Here is a 15,957-nt window from a genome sequence, read left to right on the forward strand (position 1 = left end):
CCGGTCCGTTAGGGTCCGGTCAGGAACCTGCTGCCGCCTTGGCCGCCCGGAAACCTGCTTCCAGGTCGGCCAGGATGTCATCGATGTGTTCCAGTCCCACGGACAACCGGACCAGGCCCGGCGTGACCCCGGCAACGGCCTGCTGCTCAGGGGACAGCTGGCTGTGGGTGGTGGACGCGGGGTGGATCACCAGCGACCGGACATCGCCGATGTTGGCCACATGGGAGTGCAGTTCCAGCGCATCGACAAAACGCTGGCCGGCCGCGGCCCCGCCGGCGAGGTTGAAGGCCACGATCGCCCCGGTGCCCCGCGGCCCGTACTTTTGGCCGCGCTCAAACCAGGGGCTGGAGGGCAGGCCGGCGTAGGCAACGGATTCGACGTCGTCCCGCGCCTCGAGCCAACGGGCCACCTCAATGGCGTTGGAGACATGCCGCTCCACCCGCAGGCTCAGGGTTTCCAGGCCCTGGGCGATCAGGAACGCGTTGAACGGTGACACGGCGGAGCCCAGGTCACGCAGCAGCTGCACGCGGGCCTTCAGGATGTAGGACAGGTTGGCACCCAGGGCGCCGTCGGCACCCAGGTCGCGGCCGTAGACCAGGCCGTTGTAGGTGGGGTCCGGGGTGTTGAAGCCGGGGAACTTCTCCGGTTCCCTGGTGAAGTCGAACTTGCCCGAGTCCACGATCACGCCGGCGATGGCGGCGCCGTGTCCGCCCAGGTACTTCGTGGCCGAGTGCAGGACGATGTCCGCGCCCCACTCCAGCGGCCGGATCAGGTACGGGGTGGACAGGGTGTTGTCCACGATCAGCGGCACTCCCGCCTGGTGCGCCACCCCGGAAATGCCCTCGATGTCCAAAACGTCCTGGCGCGGGTTGGATACCACCTCGCCGAAGAACAGCTTGGTGTTGGGCTGCACGGCGTCGCGCCACTGGTCCAGGTTGTCCGGGTCCGCCACAAACGTCACGGTGATGCCGAACTTCTTCAGGGTGTGGGCGAAGAGGTTGTAGGTCCCGCCGTAAAGGCTGGGGCTGGCCACGATGTGGTCGCCGGCCTCGGCGATGTTCAGGACCGCGAACGTCTCGGCGGCCTGCCCGGAGCTGAGCAGGAGGGCCGCGAGGCCGCCTTCCAGGCTGGCGATCCGCTGCTCCACGGCGTCCTGGGTGGGGTTGCCGATGCGGGTGTAGATGGGCGAGAGTTCGGCCAGGGCGAACCTATTGGCCGCGCTTTCGGCGCTGGGGAACACAAACGAGGTGGTCTGGTAGATGGGCAGGGCCCGGGCGCCGGTGGCGCTGTCCGGTTCCTGGCCTGCATGGATCTGGCGGGTTTCAAACGACCATCCGTTGGACATCTTTGGCTCCACTTCACAGGGGCCCGGCATGCAGGAAGCAGCACGGGCCGCGCTTGCCATCCGGCCGGTGCCGGACAGCCAGGTCCTCACCCGGGGCACCCCACCGCGGGTGGAGGGTTGCCGGCCAGCGAGCCGGGGCTTGATGCTGGCACTCATGACCTGTGCCCAGTGTAGGAACTGTCCGGGAGCGCGGTACAGGATTGTGACGAACATGGTCCCACGGCCCCGTTGCCGGGCCACAACAGGAACTCCGCCCAGTGGAAAAATCATGTAAGGCAAGCCTTAGCTGAGAGGCGGATCACAAAGTGCCAAGATGTTGGCATGCGCATGGATCACGTCTCTTACGCCTGTGAACAGGATGGCCTGGCGGCCACCACCGAACGAATCGCTTCCGCCCTGGGTGTGGAAGCCGTCAAGGGCGGGGTGCATCCCCGTTTCGGAACCCGGAACATGATCATTCCCCTCGCGGGCCACAAGTACCTTGAGGTGGTGGAGGTGCTGGCGCACCCCGCCTCGGACAAGGCGCCTTTCGGGCAGGCTGTCCGCGCCCGCTCCGAAGCCGGTGGCGGCTGGATGGGCTGGTGCGTCGAAGTGGACGACCTTGCGCCTTTCGAGGAGCGGCTGGGCCGGTCTTCCGTCAACGGCAACCGCAAGTTCCCTGACGGCCGCGAACTGGTCTGGAAGCAGATCGGCATCCTGGGCCTCATCGCGGATCCCCAGGTGCCCTACATGCTGAAGTGGGAGGGCGATCCCTCCCTGCACCCGTCCAACGCCTACGAAGGCAACGTCAAGATGAGCTGCCTGACCATCGCCGGTTCCGCCGAGCGGGTCACCGAATGGCTGGGTGAACCGGTGGAGAAGCCGCTCGAGGATGTTGCAGTGGATTGGGTTGCCCCGCACGGCACACCCGGAATCCTCTCGGTCACCTTCGAAACCGCCAACGGCGCAGTCACCATCTGATCCTCCGCCGCACCGGATCCGGCCTGCGCCGGGTCCGGTGCTTCCGGGCGTCCGCGCCCACCCACCCTTCGACCGCCATCAGCAGCTGACAACGGCGTCACCTGCTGATGGCGGCCGAATCATTGAGCGGCAAAAGCATCAACCGCGCGACGGCGGCCGCCCGCCACCGCGGGCAGGCATGAGGCCCGGGACGGTCAGCCCAGCCCCACCGCCTTGCCAAACAGGCTGAAGCCGACAAACGCCACGATGTCGAGCAGCGCGTGCGCGATGACCAACGGCATCACGCGTTTGGTCCGGGTGTAGAGCCACGCGAAGACAACGCCCATCACCACGTTCCCGATGAAGGGCCCGAAGCCCTGGTAAAGGTGGTAGCTGCCACGCAGCAGCGCACTGGCCGCGATGGACATCGGCAGGCTCCAGCCGAACTTGCCGAAGCGGTTCATCAGGTACCCCACCACAATGACCTCTTCCACAATGCCGTGCCGGACGGCGGAGAGGATCAGCACCGGAACGGTCCACCAGTAGGCATCCAGGGCGCTGGGGATGATGGCGGTGGTGATGCCCAGCGCCCGCCCGGCGGCGTAGAGGCCCAGTGATGGGATGCCGATCAGGGCGGCCAGGCCGAGGCCCTGGAGCAGGTCGCGGCCGGGCCTGTCGAAGGTGAAGCCAAGCTGCCGGAAAGCGGAGCCCGTGTGGCGGGAGGCGTTGGCGCCGCCGATGACCGGCGGGTTGCCGGGTCCGGCAGGTGCCGCCTGGCGCTGGTCGGTCAGGAAGTAGATCACCAGGAGGACCGGCACCAGGGCAAAGGCGATGTCCAGCAGCTGGTAGGTCAGGTCGAAGTATTCCCGGGTACTTTGCGAGCGGTTCAGGGTTGAGGTGCCCTCCACCAGCGGCGCGCGGGACAGCTTGTCCAGCAGCTGCACCACGGAATAGACGGCGGATTGTCCCAGGGACAACCCCAGGACAATCCAGACTTCGAGCCGCAGCCTGCGGCGGGAGGGAACCAGCATGTACCCATTTTGCCTGCTGTTGCTGGATCCGGGCTGACCGCCCCGGCCGGCACTGGATCCCGGTGGTCCCCGTGGGCCGGCGGCCCTTTATCCGGGAGCGACGATCACTTCGGTGCCGTTGGCTTCAAACGCGGCCTTGTCCCGCGGCGAGATCCCGGCGTCCGTGATCAGGCGGGTGAAGTTGTAGCCGTCCATCGTGGCAAAGGCCCGCACGCCCACCTTCGACGAGTCGGCCAGGACATACGAAATCCGGGCCCGGCTGGCAAGCAGCGCGTTGACGGAGGCCTCCCCTTCGCCCGTGTTGGTGGGACCCACCTCCGGGTCGATGCCGTTGACGCCGATGAAGGCGATGTCCAGCACCACCTTCTGCATGATGATGTCCGTATACGGGCCCACCAGCTCATAGGAGCGCGGGTTGAGGATGCCCCCGGTCACCATGACCTTGATGTTGGGCCGCACGGCGAGCTGGCCGGCGATGTTGATGGCGTTCGTGACCACCGTCAGTGTGTGCTGGTTCGCGGGAGCATTGAGGTCTTCCCGCGTGGCCAGGATCTGCGCCAGGGCAGTGCTGGTGGTCCCGCCGCACAGGCCGATCACCGCACCGGGGCGGACCAGCGCAGATGCGGCCTGGGCGATCTGTTCCTTGGCCTGGCCGTGGTCGTCACGGTTGTACCGGCCGGGAAGGTCGTAGGCCAGGGCGCCGGTGGTGGCGCCGCCCCGCGTCCGGGTCAGCAGCCGGCGCTTCGCCAGGCTGTCCAGGTCGCGGCGGGCCGTGGCCGGGGAAACCGCAAGGGTGGTAACGATCTCGTCCACTTCCACCTGGCCGGTCCGGGCCAACAGGTCAAGGATGGCCGTCAGGCGGTCGGTACGGGTCATGCGGAAGGCCTCCAAAGTGCTTGAGCCATCGCACATGATGACGTTTTATGATCATAACAGACCCTAAACGATCATAAAACGTCAATTTCGCGGCAGTATTAGCGCTCGCGGCGTCCGGCCCGCCACACAGCGTACGTCAACGGCATCCCCGGTCGGTAGGCGAGGTGCGTGGCGGACGGCGCGTTGAGGACGTGCAGGTCCGCCCGGTGCCCCACGGCGAGGGATCCCACGGCGCGCTGGCCGTCGGCGTCGCTGCCTGTGTCCCGGTGCAGGGCGAGGGCCCCGCCGTAGGTGGCGGCGCGGACGGCTTCGTGGACGCTGAGGCCCATCTGCAGCACCGCCGTGGTGACGCAGAAGGCCATGGAGCTGGTGTAGGACGTGCCGGGGTTGGCGTTTGAGGCGAGCGCCACCTGGACGCCGGCGTCCAGGAGTCCGCGGGCGGGCGCCAGCGGCTGGCGGGTGGAGAGGTCGCAGGCGGGCAGGCAGGTGGCCACCGTTCCCCGCTGTCCCGTGCCGCTTCCAGGATCCCAGCCGGCCCAGGTTCCGGCCAGGGCCTCGATGTCGGCGCAGGCCAGGTAATTGACGTGGTCCACGCTGGCGGCGCCCATCTCGACGGCGAGCCGCACCCCGGGCCCCTCCCCCAGCTGGTTTCCGTGGACCCGCAGGCCCAGCCCGGCATCGCGGCACGCAAGCAGCACCCGGCGTGACTGCTCCGCCGTGAAGGCACCTTCCTCACAAAACACGTCCGCCCATTGCACATAGGGCAGGACGGCGGCCAGCATCGGCCCGCAGACCAGGTCCGTGTAGGCCTCCGGATCCTGGCCGGCCGGCACCAGGTGCGCGCCGAGGTAGGTCACCTGGTCCGCCACGGTGGAGGCGATCCGAGCGCTGCGGGCTTCGTGGTCGATGTCCAGCCCGTAGCCGGTCTTCGTCTCCAGGTAGGTGGTGCCCTGGGCGACGGCCTCGGCCACCCTGCCCATTGCCAGCCGCGTCAGGTCGTAGTCGCCGGTGGCCCGGGTGGCGGCCATGGTCACGGCGATGCCGCCGGCGGCATACGCTTCCCCCGCCATCCTGGCTTCGAACTCGGCTGTCCGGTCGCCGGCGAAAAGAAGATGGGTGTGGGAGTCCACCCAGCCAGGCAGCACGGCCCGGCCACCGGCGTCCACCGCCTGGTCCGCTGCAGGGGCGTGCGCGGCGGGGCCCAGCCAGGCGATCCGCTCCCCCTCGAGCACCAGGGCGGCGTCCTTGAGGACGCGGTGGTCCAGGTCCTGGGTCATCAGCTCGGCGATGTTGGTGATCAGGGTGCTCATGGAATCATTCTTCAGCGCCGCACGGACCAGCGGGTGGCTGCAAGCGCCCGTGCTGTCCGGGATTCCGGACCTGGGCGGCCGCCCAGGTGCGCCAGGATCTGCCCCGCGGCAAGTTCGGCCATGGCGGCAGATGTTTGGAACCCGTACCCGCCTTGCCCGGCGAGCCAGTAGAACCCGGCGGCCTCCGCGTCGAACCCGGCCACGGGGATGCCGTCGGCAGCCTCGGTCCGGAGCCCGGTCCACGCGCGGCGTACGCCGGTAATGCCCAGCGACGTCACCCGGTTGAGGAGGGCCACCAGGTTTTCCACATCGCCGGGGCGCGGTTGTGCGTCATCGGGGCCGCTGGGCACTGTCTCGGACGGCGAAATCAGCACGTCGCCGCCGTCGGGCCGGAAATAGTACGAGTCATCCGCGGCGGCCACCATGGGGCTGCCGGCGGGCAGGGAACGGCCGACGGCGGCAATCGCTGCGGTGCGGCGGTAGGGCTGCAGGCCCAGCTTCTCCACGCCGCTGATGACGGCCAGCTCATCGGCCCAGGCGCCGGCCGCGTTGACCACCACAGTGGCTGCGAAGGCCTCCGTGCCGGCGCCGACCTGCCAGCCGGTTCCCAGGCGCTGGGCTGAGTGCACGCGTGCGCCGGTGATGATCTCCGCCCCCGCGGCCAAGGCTGCCTGCCGGTGGCCTGCCAGCAGCAGGGGCGCGTCGCAGCCGTAGGAGCCTGTATCCAGCCCGGCGGCTTCGAAGCTGCCGGGGACCAGGGCAGGGCAAAGCTCCAGCGCCTGGTCCGGTGTCACCGGCACCATGTGTCCGCTTGCCCCGGCCGCAACCAGGGCTTCGGTGCCGACCAGCAGGAAACTGCGCGGCGTCAGGACCGGCACGGGCTGCCCGTCGTCCCGGGCGGCGATGAGTTCCAGGGTCCGCATAGTCAGTTCCTGCACCACCGGCGGGCCGTAACTGGGGATCAGCTGCCGGGCGGAGCGGGAGGACGTGTGGTACGCCAGCTCCTGCTCCGCCTCCACCAGCGCCACCGTGCAGTGATCCGCCAGCGCGGCCGCCAGGGAAAGCCCGGCGATGCCGCCGCCAACAATCAGGACATCGTAATGTGCTGCCATGGCACCATCCTTGCAGAGTTGGCGGCTGCCGGCGGCGCCGGGCTTAGCCTGCTACTGCGGCACGGCTGGCGACGAACGCACCCACGCACGCTTCGACGTCGGCCGCTGAATGCGACGCCGAGAGCTGCACGCGGATCCTTGCGGCACCGCGTGGAACCACCGGGAAGCTGAAGGCCGTGACGAAAACTCCGTGGGCCAGCATCCGGTCCGCCACCTTCGCCGCGAGGACGGCGTCACCAAACATCACCGGCACAATCGCGTGCTCGCCGGGGAGGAGCTCGAAGCCCTCCTCCGTCATCCGGCGGCGGAACAGCTCCGCATTGGCGAACAATCTGGTCCGCAGGTCAGCGGAGGTTTCCACCAGGTCAAGTGCCTTGATGGTGGCGGCCACGATCGCCGGCGCCAGGGAGTTGGAGAACAGGTAGGGGCGGGCCTTCTGCCGGAGCATGGCCACCACTTCGGCGCGGCCCGAGACGTATCCGCCGGAGGCGCCACCCAGGGCCTTGCCGAATGTGCCCGTGTAGATGTCCACCCGGTCGGAGACGCCGGCATGCTCGGGCGTACCCGCGCCGGTGCCGCCCATAAAGCCCACGGCGTGCGAGTCGTCCACCATCACCAGGGCGTCGTAGCGCTCGGCCAGGTCGCAGATGGCAGCCAGCGGGGCGAGGTAGCCGTCCATGGAGAAGACGCCGTCCGTGACGATGATCCGGCGCCGTGCGTCGCCTGCCTCCTGCAGCCGGGCTTCGAGCTCGGCCATGTCCTGGTTGGCGTAGCGGTAACGGCGGGCTTTGCAGAGCCGGATGCCGTCGATGATCGAGGCGTGGTTGAGGGCATCGGAGATGATGGCGTCCTCGGGTCCGAACAGGGACTCGAACACACCGCCGTTGGCGTCGAAGCAGCTGGAGAACAGGATGGTGTCCTCGGTGCCCAGGAAGCGGGAGACCCTGGCTTCGAGTTCCAGGTGCAGGTCCTGGGTGCCACAGATGAAGCGGACGCTGGCCATGCCGAAACCGCGCTCGTTCATGGCGGTCTTGGCGGCCGTGATGATGTCCGGGTGGTCGGCCAGGCCCAGGTAGTTGTTGGCGCAGAAGTTAAGGACGGCGGCGCCCTGTTCCCCGATCCGGGCTGCAGTGATGTGGCTGGACTGCGGCGAGTTGATGCTGCGCTCGGTCTTGAACAGCCCGGCGGTGCGGAGGCTGTCCAGCTCGGTGGCCAGCTGGTCCTTGATGGCGGAGTACATGGGGTTTCCTTAGAGTTGGGTCCAGTCGAGGACAACTTTGCCACCGGAACCGCTGCGGGCCAGGTCAAAGCCTTTTTCCCAGTCCGTGGCGGGCAGGGTGTCCGTCACCACGGCGGAGATGCCGGCGTGGAGCACGGGGTTGGAGGAGAGCATGGCGCTCATGGCGTACCAGGTCTCGTACATTTCGCGGCCGTAGATGCCCTTGAGGGTGAGCATGTGCGTGACCACCTTGGCCCAGTCAATGGTGATGTCCTGGCTGGGCAGGCCCAGCATGGCGATCCGGCCACCGTGGTTCATGTTCTCGATCATCTCCGGCAGCGCCGTGGGATGGCCGGACATTTCCATGCCGATGTCGAAGCCCTCGCGCAGGCCGAGCGCACGTTGGGCGTCGCGGACCCGGGTGGTGGAGACGTCGATGGCCAGGTCCGCGCCGAGGGTGCGGGCCAGCTCCAGGCGGGGTCCGGACACGTCCGTGATGGCGATCTTGCGGGCCCCTGCGTGCCGGGCGACGGCGATGGCCATCAGGCCGATGGGCCCGGCGCCGGTGATCAGGACGTCCTCGCCCACCAGCGGGAAGCTCAGGGCGGTGTGCACGGCGTTGCCGAAGGGGTCGAAGATGGCGCCGAGCTCGGGGGTGATGGACGGATCGTGATGGACCCAGACGTTGGTTTCCGGGATCACCACGTATTCGGCAAAGGCGCCGTCGCGCTGCACGCCCACGCTGACGGTGTGGATGCACATCTGGCGGCGGCCCGCGCGGCAGTTGCGGCAGATGCCGCACACCACGTGGCCTTCGCCGGATACCCGGTCGCCCACTTTCACGTCGCGGACGTCCCCGCCCACAGCCACCACTTCGCCGTAGAACTCGTGGCCGGCGATCAGGGGTGCCTCGATGATGCCCTGCGCCCAGGCGTCCCAGGACTGGATGTGGAGGTCGGTGCCGCAGATACCGGTGGTCATCACACGGATTTTTACGTCGGCCGGACCGGCTTCCGGTTCGGGCCGGTCCACCAGCTCGAAACCGGCCTGGGGGCCTGACTTGTACAAAGCCTTCATCGGCTTCCTTCCTCTTTATCGCCACACCGCGGGCGGGTGCTTCCGTCCTCATTAGAACGGGGATAACGGCTTAGTACAACAGGGAATTTCTCAATCGACGATGTAGCTTTTGCTAATGCATAGACTTGGGGGATGGAGATCCATCAGCTTGAAATCCTGCGTGAGCTCGGCGCGCTGGGCAGCGTCAAGGCGGTGGCGGACACCCTGATGGTCACGCCGTCCGCCGTCTCGCAGCAACTGGCCATCCTGCAGCGGACGGTCGACGTGCCGCTGACGCGAAAGGAAGGCCGCAACCTGGTGCTGACGGAAGCAGGCCAGGTCCTGGCCGACGCCGGCGCCGCCGTGGTCAGTGCGCTGGCGGACGCGCGGGATGCGATCGGGATCTATCACGGGTCCGCAGCCGGCCGGGTGAGCCTGTGTGGCTTCCACAGCGCCGGCCAGGCAGTCTTTGCGCCGCTGGCCCGGATCCTGGACGGCCCGGAGAAACCACGGATCGAATTGTCCGACGAGGACGTGGCCCAGCAGGACTTCCCCGCGTTGACGGCCCGGTACGACCTGGTCCTGGCCCACCGGATGGACCACAGCCCCCGGTGGCCCACCGAACGTGTCACGGTGATCCCGCTGGCCCACGAACCGCTGGACGTGGCCCTCCCCGCCGGGCACCGGCTGGCCGGGCAGGACACCCTGAGCGTGCAGGACGTGGCGGCCGAGACCTGGGTGACCAGCCACGCCGGCTACTCCCCCGCCGACGTGCTGTCCGCCGTCGCGGCCGTTTCCAGCAGGGAACTGAACATTGTGCACCGCATCAATGACTACTCCACCGTGGCCGCGCTGGTGGCGGCCGGCGGGGTGGTTGGCCTGCTGCCGCGGTACACCGCGGGGCCGGTGCTGAATCCGGACATTGTGCTCCGTCCCCTGTCCGGGATCAGCACGCGCCGCCGGATTGACCTGCTGGCCAGGCCGGAGAACCTCAAGCGCCGCTCGGTGCTGATGGTGTGCCAGGCACTGGAGGACATCATGGCGGGGCTGGTCAAAATCAGCTGAATCCGCCGCGCTCAGGCTTTGGGTCCGTGGCCTTGACCCTGCCCCTGACTCTGCCCAGCGCCCTTGCCGTGGCCTTGCCCGTGTCCTTTCCCGCGGCCCTGGCCCAGTCCCATTCCGGGCCCGTCGCCGGCGCCCTTGACAATCCTTTGGGCAGTGGCCGTGCCGCCATCCTTCACGCCGGCAACCAGCACGGCGTCCCCTGTGGCGAGGTCCGCACTGGTGCCGTCCGTGGGCTTGAGCCGTTTGCCGTCGTCGCCCGTTGCCGGTGAGCCGTCCGCGGCGGGGGCGGGAATCACTGTGGTCCGGGTGCCAGCGGTGACGGCGTAGGTCTGGCTGTAGCCGTCCTCGCTTTTCACCGTGATGGCCGTGGAGCTGACGGCGTCCACCGTGCCGCGCTGCGATAGGACCGTGCGGTAGGTGCCGTCGGCCTCCTTCACCACACTTTCACTGTGGAGGGGACGGGCGTGTGCGGCTTTGTCCTTCGCCGGATCCGTGTCCTTGCCCGAACCGGTATCCGGCGCGGCCGCACTGGGCGTGTCCGGGGTGGGCGTGGGCGTCCCGGTTGCCGACCAGGCGATGGCGGCTCCCGTGCCGGTCAGCGCCAGCGCAACGGCGCCGGCCAGGAAAGCCTTGCGAAGCCTCAACGGTTCCCGGACGGTCATGGCCATACCTCCCACAGAGCGGGCAGGGCGCTGTGCCCTGGATCTTCAGTGTAGGACCGGGACGCGGCCCTGAACACGGGTAGTTCGGTGCCTGTGGATGCGAGTAGTGCTTAACGCCCAACTGGGTCGCAGTTGTTGTCGTTTTGAGGGGTCAAAACGACAACTACTGCGACCCAGTTGGGTTGGAGCGGGCGGTGTCAGCCTTCGACGCCGAGCTTCGCCAGGATCAGCTCACGGACGCGGCCGGCGTCCGCCTGGCCACGGGTGGCCTTCATCACGCCGCCAACAATCGCGCCGATGGCCTGGACCTTGCCGCCGCGGATCTTCTCCGCGACGTCCGGCTGTGCCGCCAGGGCAGCGTCGATGGCTTCGAGGAGGGGGCCGTCGTCCGAGACCACTGCCAGGCCGCGGGCCTCGACGATTTCGGCCGGGGTGCCTTCGCCGGCCAGGACGCCGTCCAGGACAGCGGTGGCCATCTTGTTGTTGATCTTGCCGTCATCCACCATTTTCGCAAGCTCCACGATGGTGGCGGGTGCAACGCCCAGCTGGCCGGGGTCGACGTCGGCGTTTTTGGCGCGCCCAACGATTTCGCCCATCCACCATTTACGGGCCACCGAAGCGGAGGCGCCGGCGGCAATGGTTTCCTCGATCTCGTCCAGGACTCCGGCGTTGACCACGTCGCGGAATTCCAGTTCGGAGTAGCCCCAGTCGGCCTGCAGGCGCTTGCGGCGGGCGGCCGGCGGCTCCGGCAAGGTGGCGCGGAGCTCCTCCACCCATTCACGGGACGCCACCACGGGCACCAGGTCCGGTTCCGGGAAGTAGCGGTAGTCGTCAGCGTCCGACTTGGGCCGGCCCGACGTGGTGGTACGGGTGTCCTCGTGCCAGTGCCGGGTTTCCTGGATGACCGGGTTGCCGTTGTCCAGGACGGCGGCGTGGCGCTGGATCTCGTAGCGGACGGCGTGTTCGACGGCGCGCAGCGAGTTCACGTTTTTGGTTTCGGACCGGATGCCGAACCGTTCCCGGCCGTGCGGGCGGAGCGAGACGTTGGCGTCGCAGCGGACGTTGCCGCGTTCCATCCGGGCATCGGAGACGCCGAGGTTCTTGACGATCTCGCGGACGGCGGCCACGTAGGCCTTGGCCAGTTCCGGCGCGCGGGAGCCGGCGCCTTCGATGGGCTTGGTGACGATTTCCACGAGCGGCACGCCTGAGCGGTTGTAGTCCACCAGGGAGAAGTCGGCGCCCTGGATGCGGCCGGCCGCGCCACCCATGTGGGTCAGCTTCCCGGCGTCCTCCTCCATGTGGGCGCGTTCAATCTCAACGCGGAACACCGTGCCGTCGGCGAGTTCGATGTCCAGGTAACCGTCGTACGCGATGGGGTCCTCGTACTGGGAGGTCTGGAAGTTCTTGGGTGTGTCCGGGTAGAAGTACTGCTTCCGGGCAAAGGTGCAGGACTCGGCGATGCTGCAGTTCAGCGCCAGGCCGATCTTGATGGAGGACTCGATGGCCGTCCGGTTGACCACGGGCAGCACGCCCGGCAGGCCGAGGTCCACCTCGTTCACGTTGGTGTTGGGCTCGTCGCCGAACACGTTGGGCGCGGAGGAGAACATCTTGGTTTTGGTGTTGAGTTCCACGTGGACCTCAAACCCCAGGACGGGGTCGTACTTCTCCATGGCCTCTTCGAAGCTCAGGGTTGCGTCGGTGCTCATTATTTCGCCTCCTGGGCTTCGAGTGCCGGTGCGCCGGCAAGGTCGGGGGCCTGGGCCAGCAGCGGGCCGCCCCACTTGGCCTCCAGCAGCGATTCCAGGACGGCGCCCACGCGGTAGAGCCGGGCGTCCTCGCGGGCCGGGGCCAGCAGCTGGATGCCGACGGGCAGTCCGTCCTCGTCAGCGAGGCCGCCCGGGAGGGAGAGCCCGGGGACGCCGGCCAGGTTGGCCGGGATGGTGGCGACGTCGTTGAGGTACATGGCCAGCGGATCGTCCAGCTTTTCGCCCAATTTGAACGCGGTGGTGGGCGCCGTGGGGGAAATCAGCACGTCCGCCTGTTCAAACGCGGCGTTGAAGTCGCGCTGGACCAGGGTGCGGACCTTCTGCGCCGAGCCGTAGTAGGCGTCGTAGTAGCCGGCGCTCAGGGCGTAGGTGCCCAGGATGATGCGGCGCTTGACCTCGTCGCCGAACCCGGCGGCGCGGGTGGCTGCCATGACCCGTTCAATGGTGAGCGGCGGGTCGGTGGGCAGGACGCGCAGGCCGAACCGGACGCCGTCGAACTTTGCCAGGTTGGAGGACGCCTCGGAGGGCATGATCAGGTAGTAGGCGCCCAGGGCGTACTGGAAGTTGGGGCAGGAGACCTCAACGATCGTGGCGCCGGCGTCCTTGAGCAGTTCCAGCGCCTCGTTGAACCGGTTTTCGACGCCGGCCTGGTAACCCTCGCCGTGCAGTTCCTTGATGATGCCGATCCGCAGGCCCTCGACGTTGCCGGTGCGTGCCGCGGCCACGAGGTCCGCCAGCGGCTCCGGCAGGGAGGTGGAGTCCTTGGGGTCGTGCCCGCCGATGACCTGGTGCAGCAGTGCCGAGTCCAGCACGGTGCGGGTGACGGGGCCGATCTGGTCCAGCGAGGAGGCCATGGCGATGGCGCCGTAGCGGGACACGCTGCCGTAGGTGGGCTTGACCCCCACGGTGCCGGTGACGGCGCCCGGCTGCCGGATGGAGCCGCCGGTGTCGGTTCCGAGGGCCAGGGGCGCCTCGAACGCGGCGACGGCGGCCGCGGAACCGCCGCCGGAGCCGCCCGGGATCCGGTCCAGGTCCCAGGGGTTGCGGGTGGGGCCGTAGGCGGAGTGCTCGGTGGAGGAACCCATGGCGAATTCGTCCAGGTTGGTTTTGCCCAGGATGGGCATCTTCGCGGCGCGCAGCCGGGCCACCACGGTGGCGTCGTACGGGCTGTGCCAGCCTTCGAGGATCTTCGAGCCGGCAGTGGTGGGCTGGCCCACCGTGACGATGAGGTCCTTGACGGCGATGGGGACGCCTGCGAGTTCATGCAGGGCGTCGGCTTCGGGGCCGCCGGCGGCGCGGATGGCGTCCACCTCTGCAGCGACGGCGAGCGCTTCCTCGGCGTTGACGTGCAGGAACGCGTTGATGCCGCGCTCACCGCCATCCACCTGGGCGATGCGGTCCAGGCAGGCCCGGGTGATCTCCACGGAGGTCACTTCACCGGCGGCCAGCTTGGCGGCCAGCTGCGCTGCGGACAGGCGGATCAGGGTGCCGGCGTCGGTTCCGGCGGGGTTCAGTTCGGTCATGGTTTATGCCTCATCCAGGATGGCCGGGACCTTGAAACGGTTATCGAGCGAATCCGGCGCGCCGGAGAGTGACTGTTCAGCGGTGAAGGTGTGCCCCACCACGTCGTCCCGGAAGACGTTGGTCAGCGGGATGGGGTGGGACGTTGCCGGGACGTCGGCCCCGGCGGCCTCACTGACGGACTTGACGGAATCAACGATGACGGCGAGCTCGCCGGCCATCCTGTCCAGCTCTTCGGCACTCATCTCGATGTGAGCGAGTCGCGCCAGATGCGCAACATCGTCACGGTTGATCGCAGCCATGGATCTCCCCTGCAGGTGTATGTGTTCATTCCGGGCGGGCCCCGGTCGCTTCGCAAACAAGTGCCACTTGTTTTTCCAACCAGTCCCGCTTGTTTTCCGGAACCAGTCTAGTGCGGAAACGCCAGTGCCCGTCTGACGACCCCCAGCGGGCGTCAGACGGGCACTTCGGTCCCGCAGGCCGGCCGAAGCCGGTCCACAGGCAGGTTTAGACTAACCGATTCCGACGGCCCCGGTCAGCACACCAATTCCCAGCATGACCAGGGAAACCACGGCGGTGCGCCACAGTACCTTTTTGTGGTGGTCGCCCAGGTCCACCTTGGCCAGGGAGACCAGCAGCAGGATAGCCGGAACCAGGGGGCTCTGCAGGTGGAACGGCTGGCCGGTGATGGAGGCCCGGGCCATGTCCGCGGCGGGGATGCCGTAGTGGCCGGCAGTTTCGGCGAGTACCGGCAGGACGCCGAAGTAGAAGGCGTCGTTGCTCATGAAGAACGTCATGGGGATGCTCAGGACACCGGTGATGACGGCCATGAACGGTCCCATGCTGGACGGGATGATCTGGACCAGCCACTCGGACATGGCTCCCACCATGCCGGTGCCGGTCAGGACCCCGGTGAGGACTGCTGCGGCCATGACCATGCTGACCACGGCAACAACTGACGGTGCGTGGGCCACCAGCTGGCGGCTCTGTTCCTTGACGTTGGGGAAGTTCACCAGCAGCGCGATGGCCGAACCGACCATAAAGACGTAGGGCAGCGGGACCAGGTCGGCCACCAGCATGGTCATCACGGCCACGGTCAGGACCAGGTTGAACCAGAACAGCTTGGGCCGCAGGGTGGCGCGGTTCGGGTCCAGTGCGGTGTCCGCCATGGCGGAGTCGAGGTCGTCCACCAGCGTTTCGGGGCGCTCCAGGACAGCGACGGAAGAGCCGCCGACGGCGGGGGCTGCTCCGCCGGGGTTGTTGCCCTTGCGTCCACGGCCGGTTCCCGACCCACCGGCGGGTGCGCCGCCGTCGGCCGTGTCAGCACCCGGGGTGGCCCAGATGCCCGGCTCGGTGGCGCGGAGCCGGTTGCGTTCCTGCAGGCCCAGGAGCCAGGCGAAGACCATAACAACCACCAGGCCACCGATCAGGGAGGGGACCATGGGGACAAAGACGTCGTTGACGTCGATATTCAGCGCGGTGGCGGCGCGGGCCGTGGGACCGCCCCAGGGCACGATGTTCATGGTGCCGTTGGCCAGGCCGGCCACGCAGGTGAGGACCACGGGGCTCATCTTCAGGCGCAGGTAGACGGGCAGCATGGCTGCCGTGGTGAGGATGAAGGTGGTGGAGCCGTCACCGTCCAGCGACACGGCGGCCGCGAGGATGGCGGTGCCCAGGACCACTTTGGCGGGGTCGTTGCCCAGCTTGCGGAGGATGAATTTGACCAGCGGGTCAAACAGTCCCACGTCGATCATCAGCCCGAAGTAGATGATGGCAAACATCAGCAGGGCTGCGGTGGAGGTCATGGCTTTCATGGACTCCAGGACCATGTCGCCGATGCCAAGGCCGGCGCCTGCGAAAAGTCCAAAAACGGTGGGGACGATGATGAGCGCCAGTACTGGCGTCAACTTCTTCGTCATGATCAGCACCATGAATACCGCGATCATTGCGAATCCAAGTATTACCAGCACGGCCGGCTCCTTACATGTGTTCGGCGGCACAGCGGTGTGACGCGTGCTACAGACTGTAGGGTGGCGGCCGTCACGGCCGTGCCTT

General features: G+C 67.9%; 14 protein-coding genes and 1 riboswitch. Of the genes, 2 read left to right on the forward strand and 12 right to left on the reverse strand.

Annotated elements, in window-relative coordinates:
• Positions 1-19: 19 nt before the first annotated feature.
• Positions 20-1,345, reverse strand: a complete 1,326-nt coding sequence (locus ASF72_RS11575; protein WP_050685468.1) for a bifunctional o-acetylhomoserine/o-acetylserine sulfhydrylase — start codon at positions 1,343-1,345, stop codon at positions 20-22.
• A gap of 44 nt (positions 1,346-1,389) precedes the next feature.
• Positions 1,390-1,505: riboswitch (SAM riboswitch) on the reverse strand.
• A 161-nt stretch (positions 1,506-1,666) separates the two neighbouring features.
• On the opposite strand from ASF72_RS11575, the gene ASF72_RS11580 reads away from it, so the two are divergent.
• The gene (locus ASF72_RS11580; RefSeq protein WP_050685434.1) at positions 1,667-2,305 is read left to right on the forward strand and encodes a VOC family protein; all 639 of its coding nucleotides are present in this window, start codon (positions 1,667-1,669) and stop codon (positions 2,303-2,305) included.
• A gap of 194 nt (positions 2,306-2,499) precedes the next feature.
• Here the strand turns inward: ASF72_RS11580 and ASF72_RS11585 are convergent, their stop codons facing one another.
• The 6 genes from ASF72_RS11585 to tdh all read right to left on the reverse strand — a co-directional run bounded on the left by ASF72_RS11585 (position 2,500) and on the right by tdh (position 8,909).
• The gene (locus ASF72_RS11585; RefSeq protein ID WP_056599012.1) at positions 2,500-3,315 is read right to left on the reverse strand and encodes a CPBP family intramembrane glutamic endopeptidase; all 816 of its coding nucleotides are present in this window, start codon (positions 3,313-3,315) and stop codon (positions 2,500-2,502) included.
• An 87-nt stretch (positions 3,316-3,402) separates the two neighbouring features.
• Complete coding sequence (locus ASF72_RS11590; protein WP_050685432.1) at positions 3,403-4,191, reverse strand: DeoR/GlpR family DNA-binding transcription regulator; 789 nt, start codon at positions 4,189-4,191, stop codon at positions 3,403-3,405.
• 98 nt (positions 4,192-4,289) lie between these two features.
• Positions 4,290-5,501: an amidohydrolase family protein gene (locus ASF72_RS11595; protein WP_050685431.1), complete on the reverse strand. Its 1,212-nt coding sequence runs from the start codon at positions 5,499-5,501 to the stop codon at positions 4,290-4,292.
• Between the two features lie 11 nt (positions 5,502-5,512).
• Entirely contained in the window at positions 5,513-6,613 is a 1,101-nt protein-coding gene (locus ASF72_RS11600) for an NAD(P)/FAD-dependent oxidoreductase (protein WP_056599015.1), read from the reverse strand.
• A gap of 43 nt (positions 6,614-6,656) precedes the next feature.
• Complete coding sequence (locus ASF72_RS11605) at positions 6,657-7,853, reverse strand: glycine C-acetyltransferase (RefSeq protein WP_056599018.1); 1,197 nt, start codon at positions 7,851-7,853, stop codon at positions 6,657-6,659.
• A gap of 9 nt (positions 7,854-7,862) precedes the next feature.
• Positions 7,863-8,909 (reverse strand): L-threonine 3-dehydrogenase, encoded by a 1,047-nt coding sequence (tdh, locus tag ASF72_RS11610; protein WP_056599021.1) that lies wholly within the window; start codon positions 8,907-8,909, stop codon positions 7,863-7,865.
• Positions 8,910-9,041: 132 nt separating this feature from the next.
• On the opposite strand from tdh, the gene ASF72_RS11615 reads away from it, so the two are divergent.
• Entirely contained in the window at positions 9,042-9,953 is a 912-nt protein-coding gene (locus tag ASF72_RS11615; protein ID WP_056599025.1) for a LysR family transcriptional regulator, read from the forward strand.
• A gap of 11 nt (positions 9,954-9,964) precedes the next feature.
• Here ASF72_RS11615 and ASF72_RS11620 read toward each other — a convergent pair whose 3' ends face one another.
• The 5 genes from ASF72_RS11620 to ASF72_RS11640 form a co-directional block, all read right to left on the reverse strand.
• On the reverse strand, positions 9,965-10,615 hold the full coding sequence (locus ASF72_RS11620) for a hypothetical protein (protein WP_056599067.1): 651 nt from the start codon (positions 10,613-10,615) through the stop codon (positions 9,965-9,967).
• A 197-nt stretch (positions 10,616-10,812) separates the two neighbouring features.
• Positions 10,813-12,321 carry an Asp-tRNA(Asn)/Glu-tRNA(Gln) amidotransferase subunit GatB gene (gatB, locus tag ASF72_RS11625; RefSeq protein WP_056599028.1) on the reverse strand — a complete coding sequence of 503 codons (1,509 nt, stop codon included), beginning with the start codon at positions 12,319-12,321 and terminating at the stop codon, positions 10,813-10,815.
• On the reverse strand, positions 12,321-13,904 hold the full coding sequence (gatA, locus tag ASF72_RS11630; RefSeq protein ID WP_050685425.1) for an Asp-tRNA(Asn)/Glu-tRNA(Gln) amidotransferase subunit GatA: 1,584 nt from the start codon (positions 13,902-13,904) through the stop codon (positions 12,321-12,323). Before gatA ends, gatB begins: the two co-directional genes overlap by 1 nt.
• Before the next feature lie 3 nt (positions 13,905-13,907).
• Positions 13,908-14,204, reverse strand: coding sequence for an Asp-tRNA(Asn)/Glu-tRNA(Gln) amidotransferase subunit GatC (gene gatC, locus ASF72_RS11635; RefSeq protein ID WP_050685424.1), 297 nt, complete (start codon positions 14,202-14,204; stop codon positions 13,908-13,910).
• A gap of 210 nt (positions 14,205-14,414) precedes the next feature.
• Positions 14,415-15,872, reverse strand: a complete 1,458-nt coding sequence (locus tag ASF72_RS11640) for a CitMHS family transporter (protein WP_050685423.1) — start codon at positions 15,870-15,872, stop codon at positions 14,415-14,417.
• Positions 15,873-15,957 lie beyond the last annotated feature (85 nt).

The organism is Arthrobacter sp. Leaf141 (assembly GCF_001424565.1).
Taxonomy (GTDB): domain Bacteria; phylum Actinomycetota; class Actinomycetes; order Actinomycetales; family Micrococcaceae; genus Arthrobacter.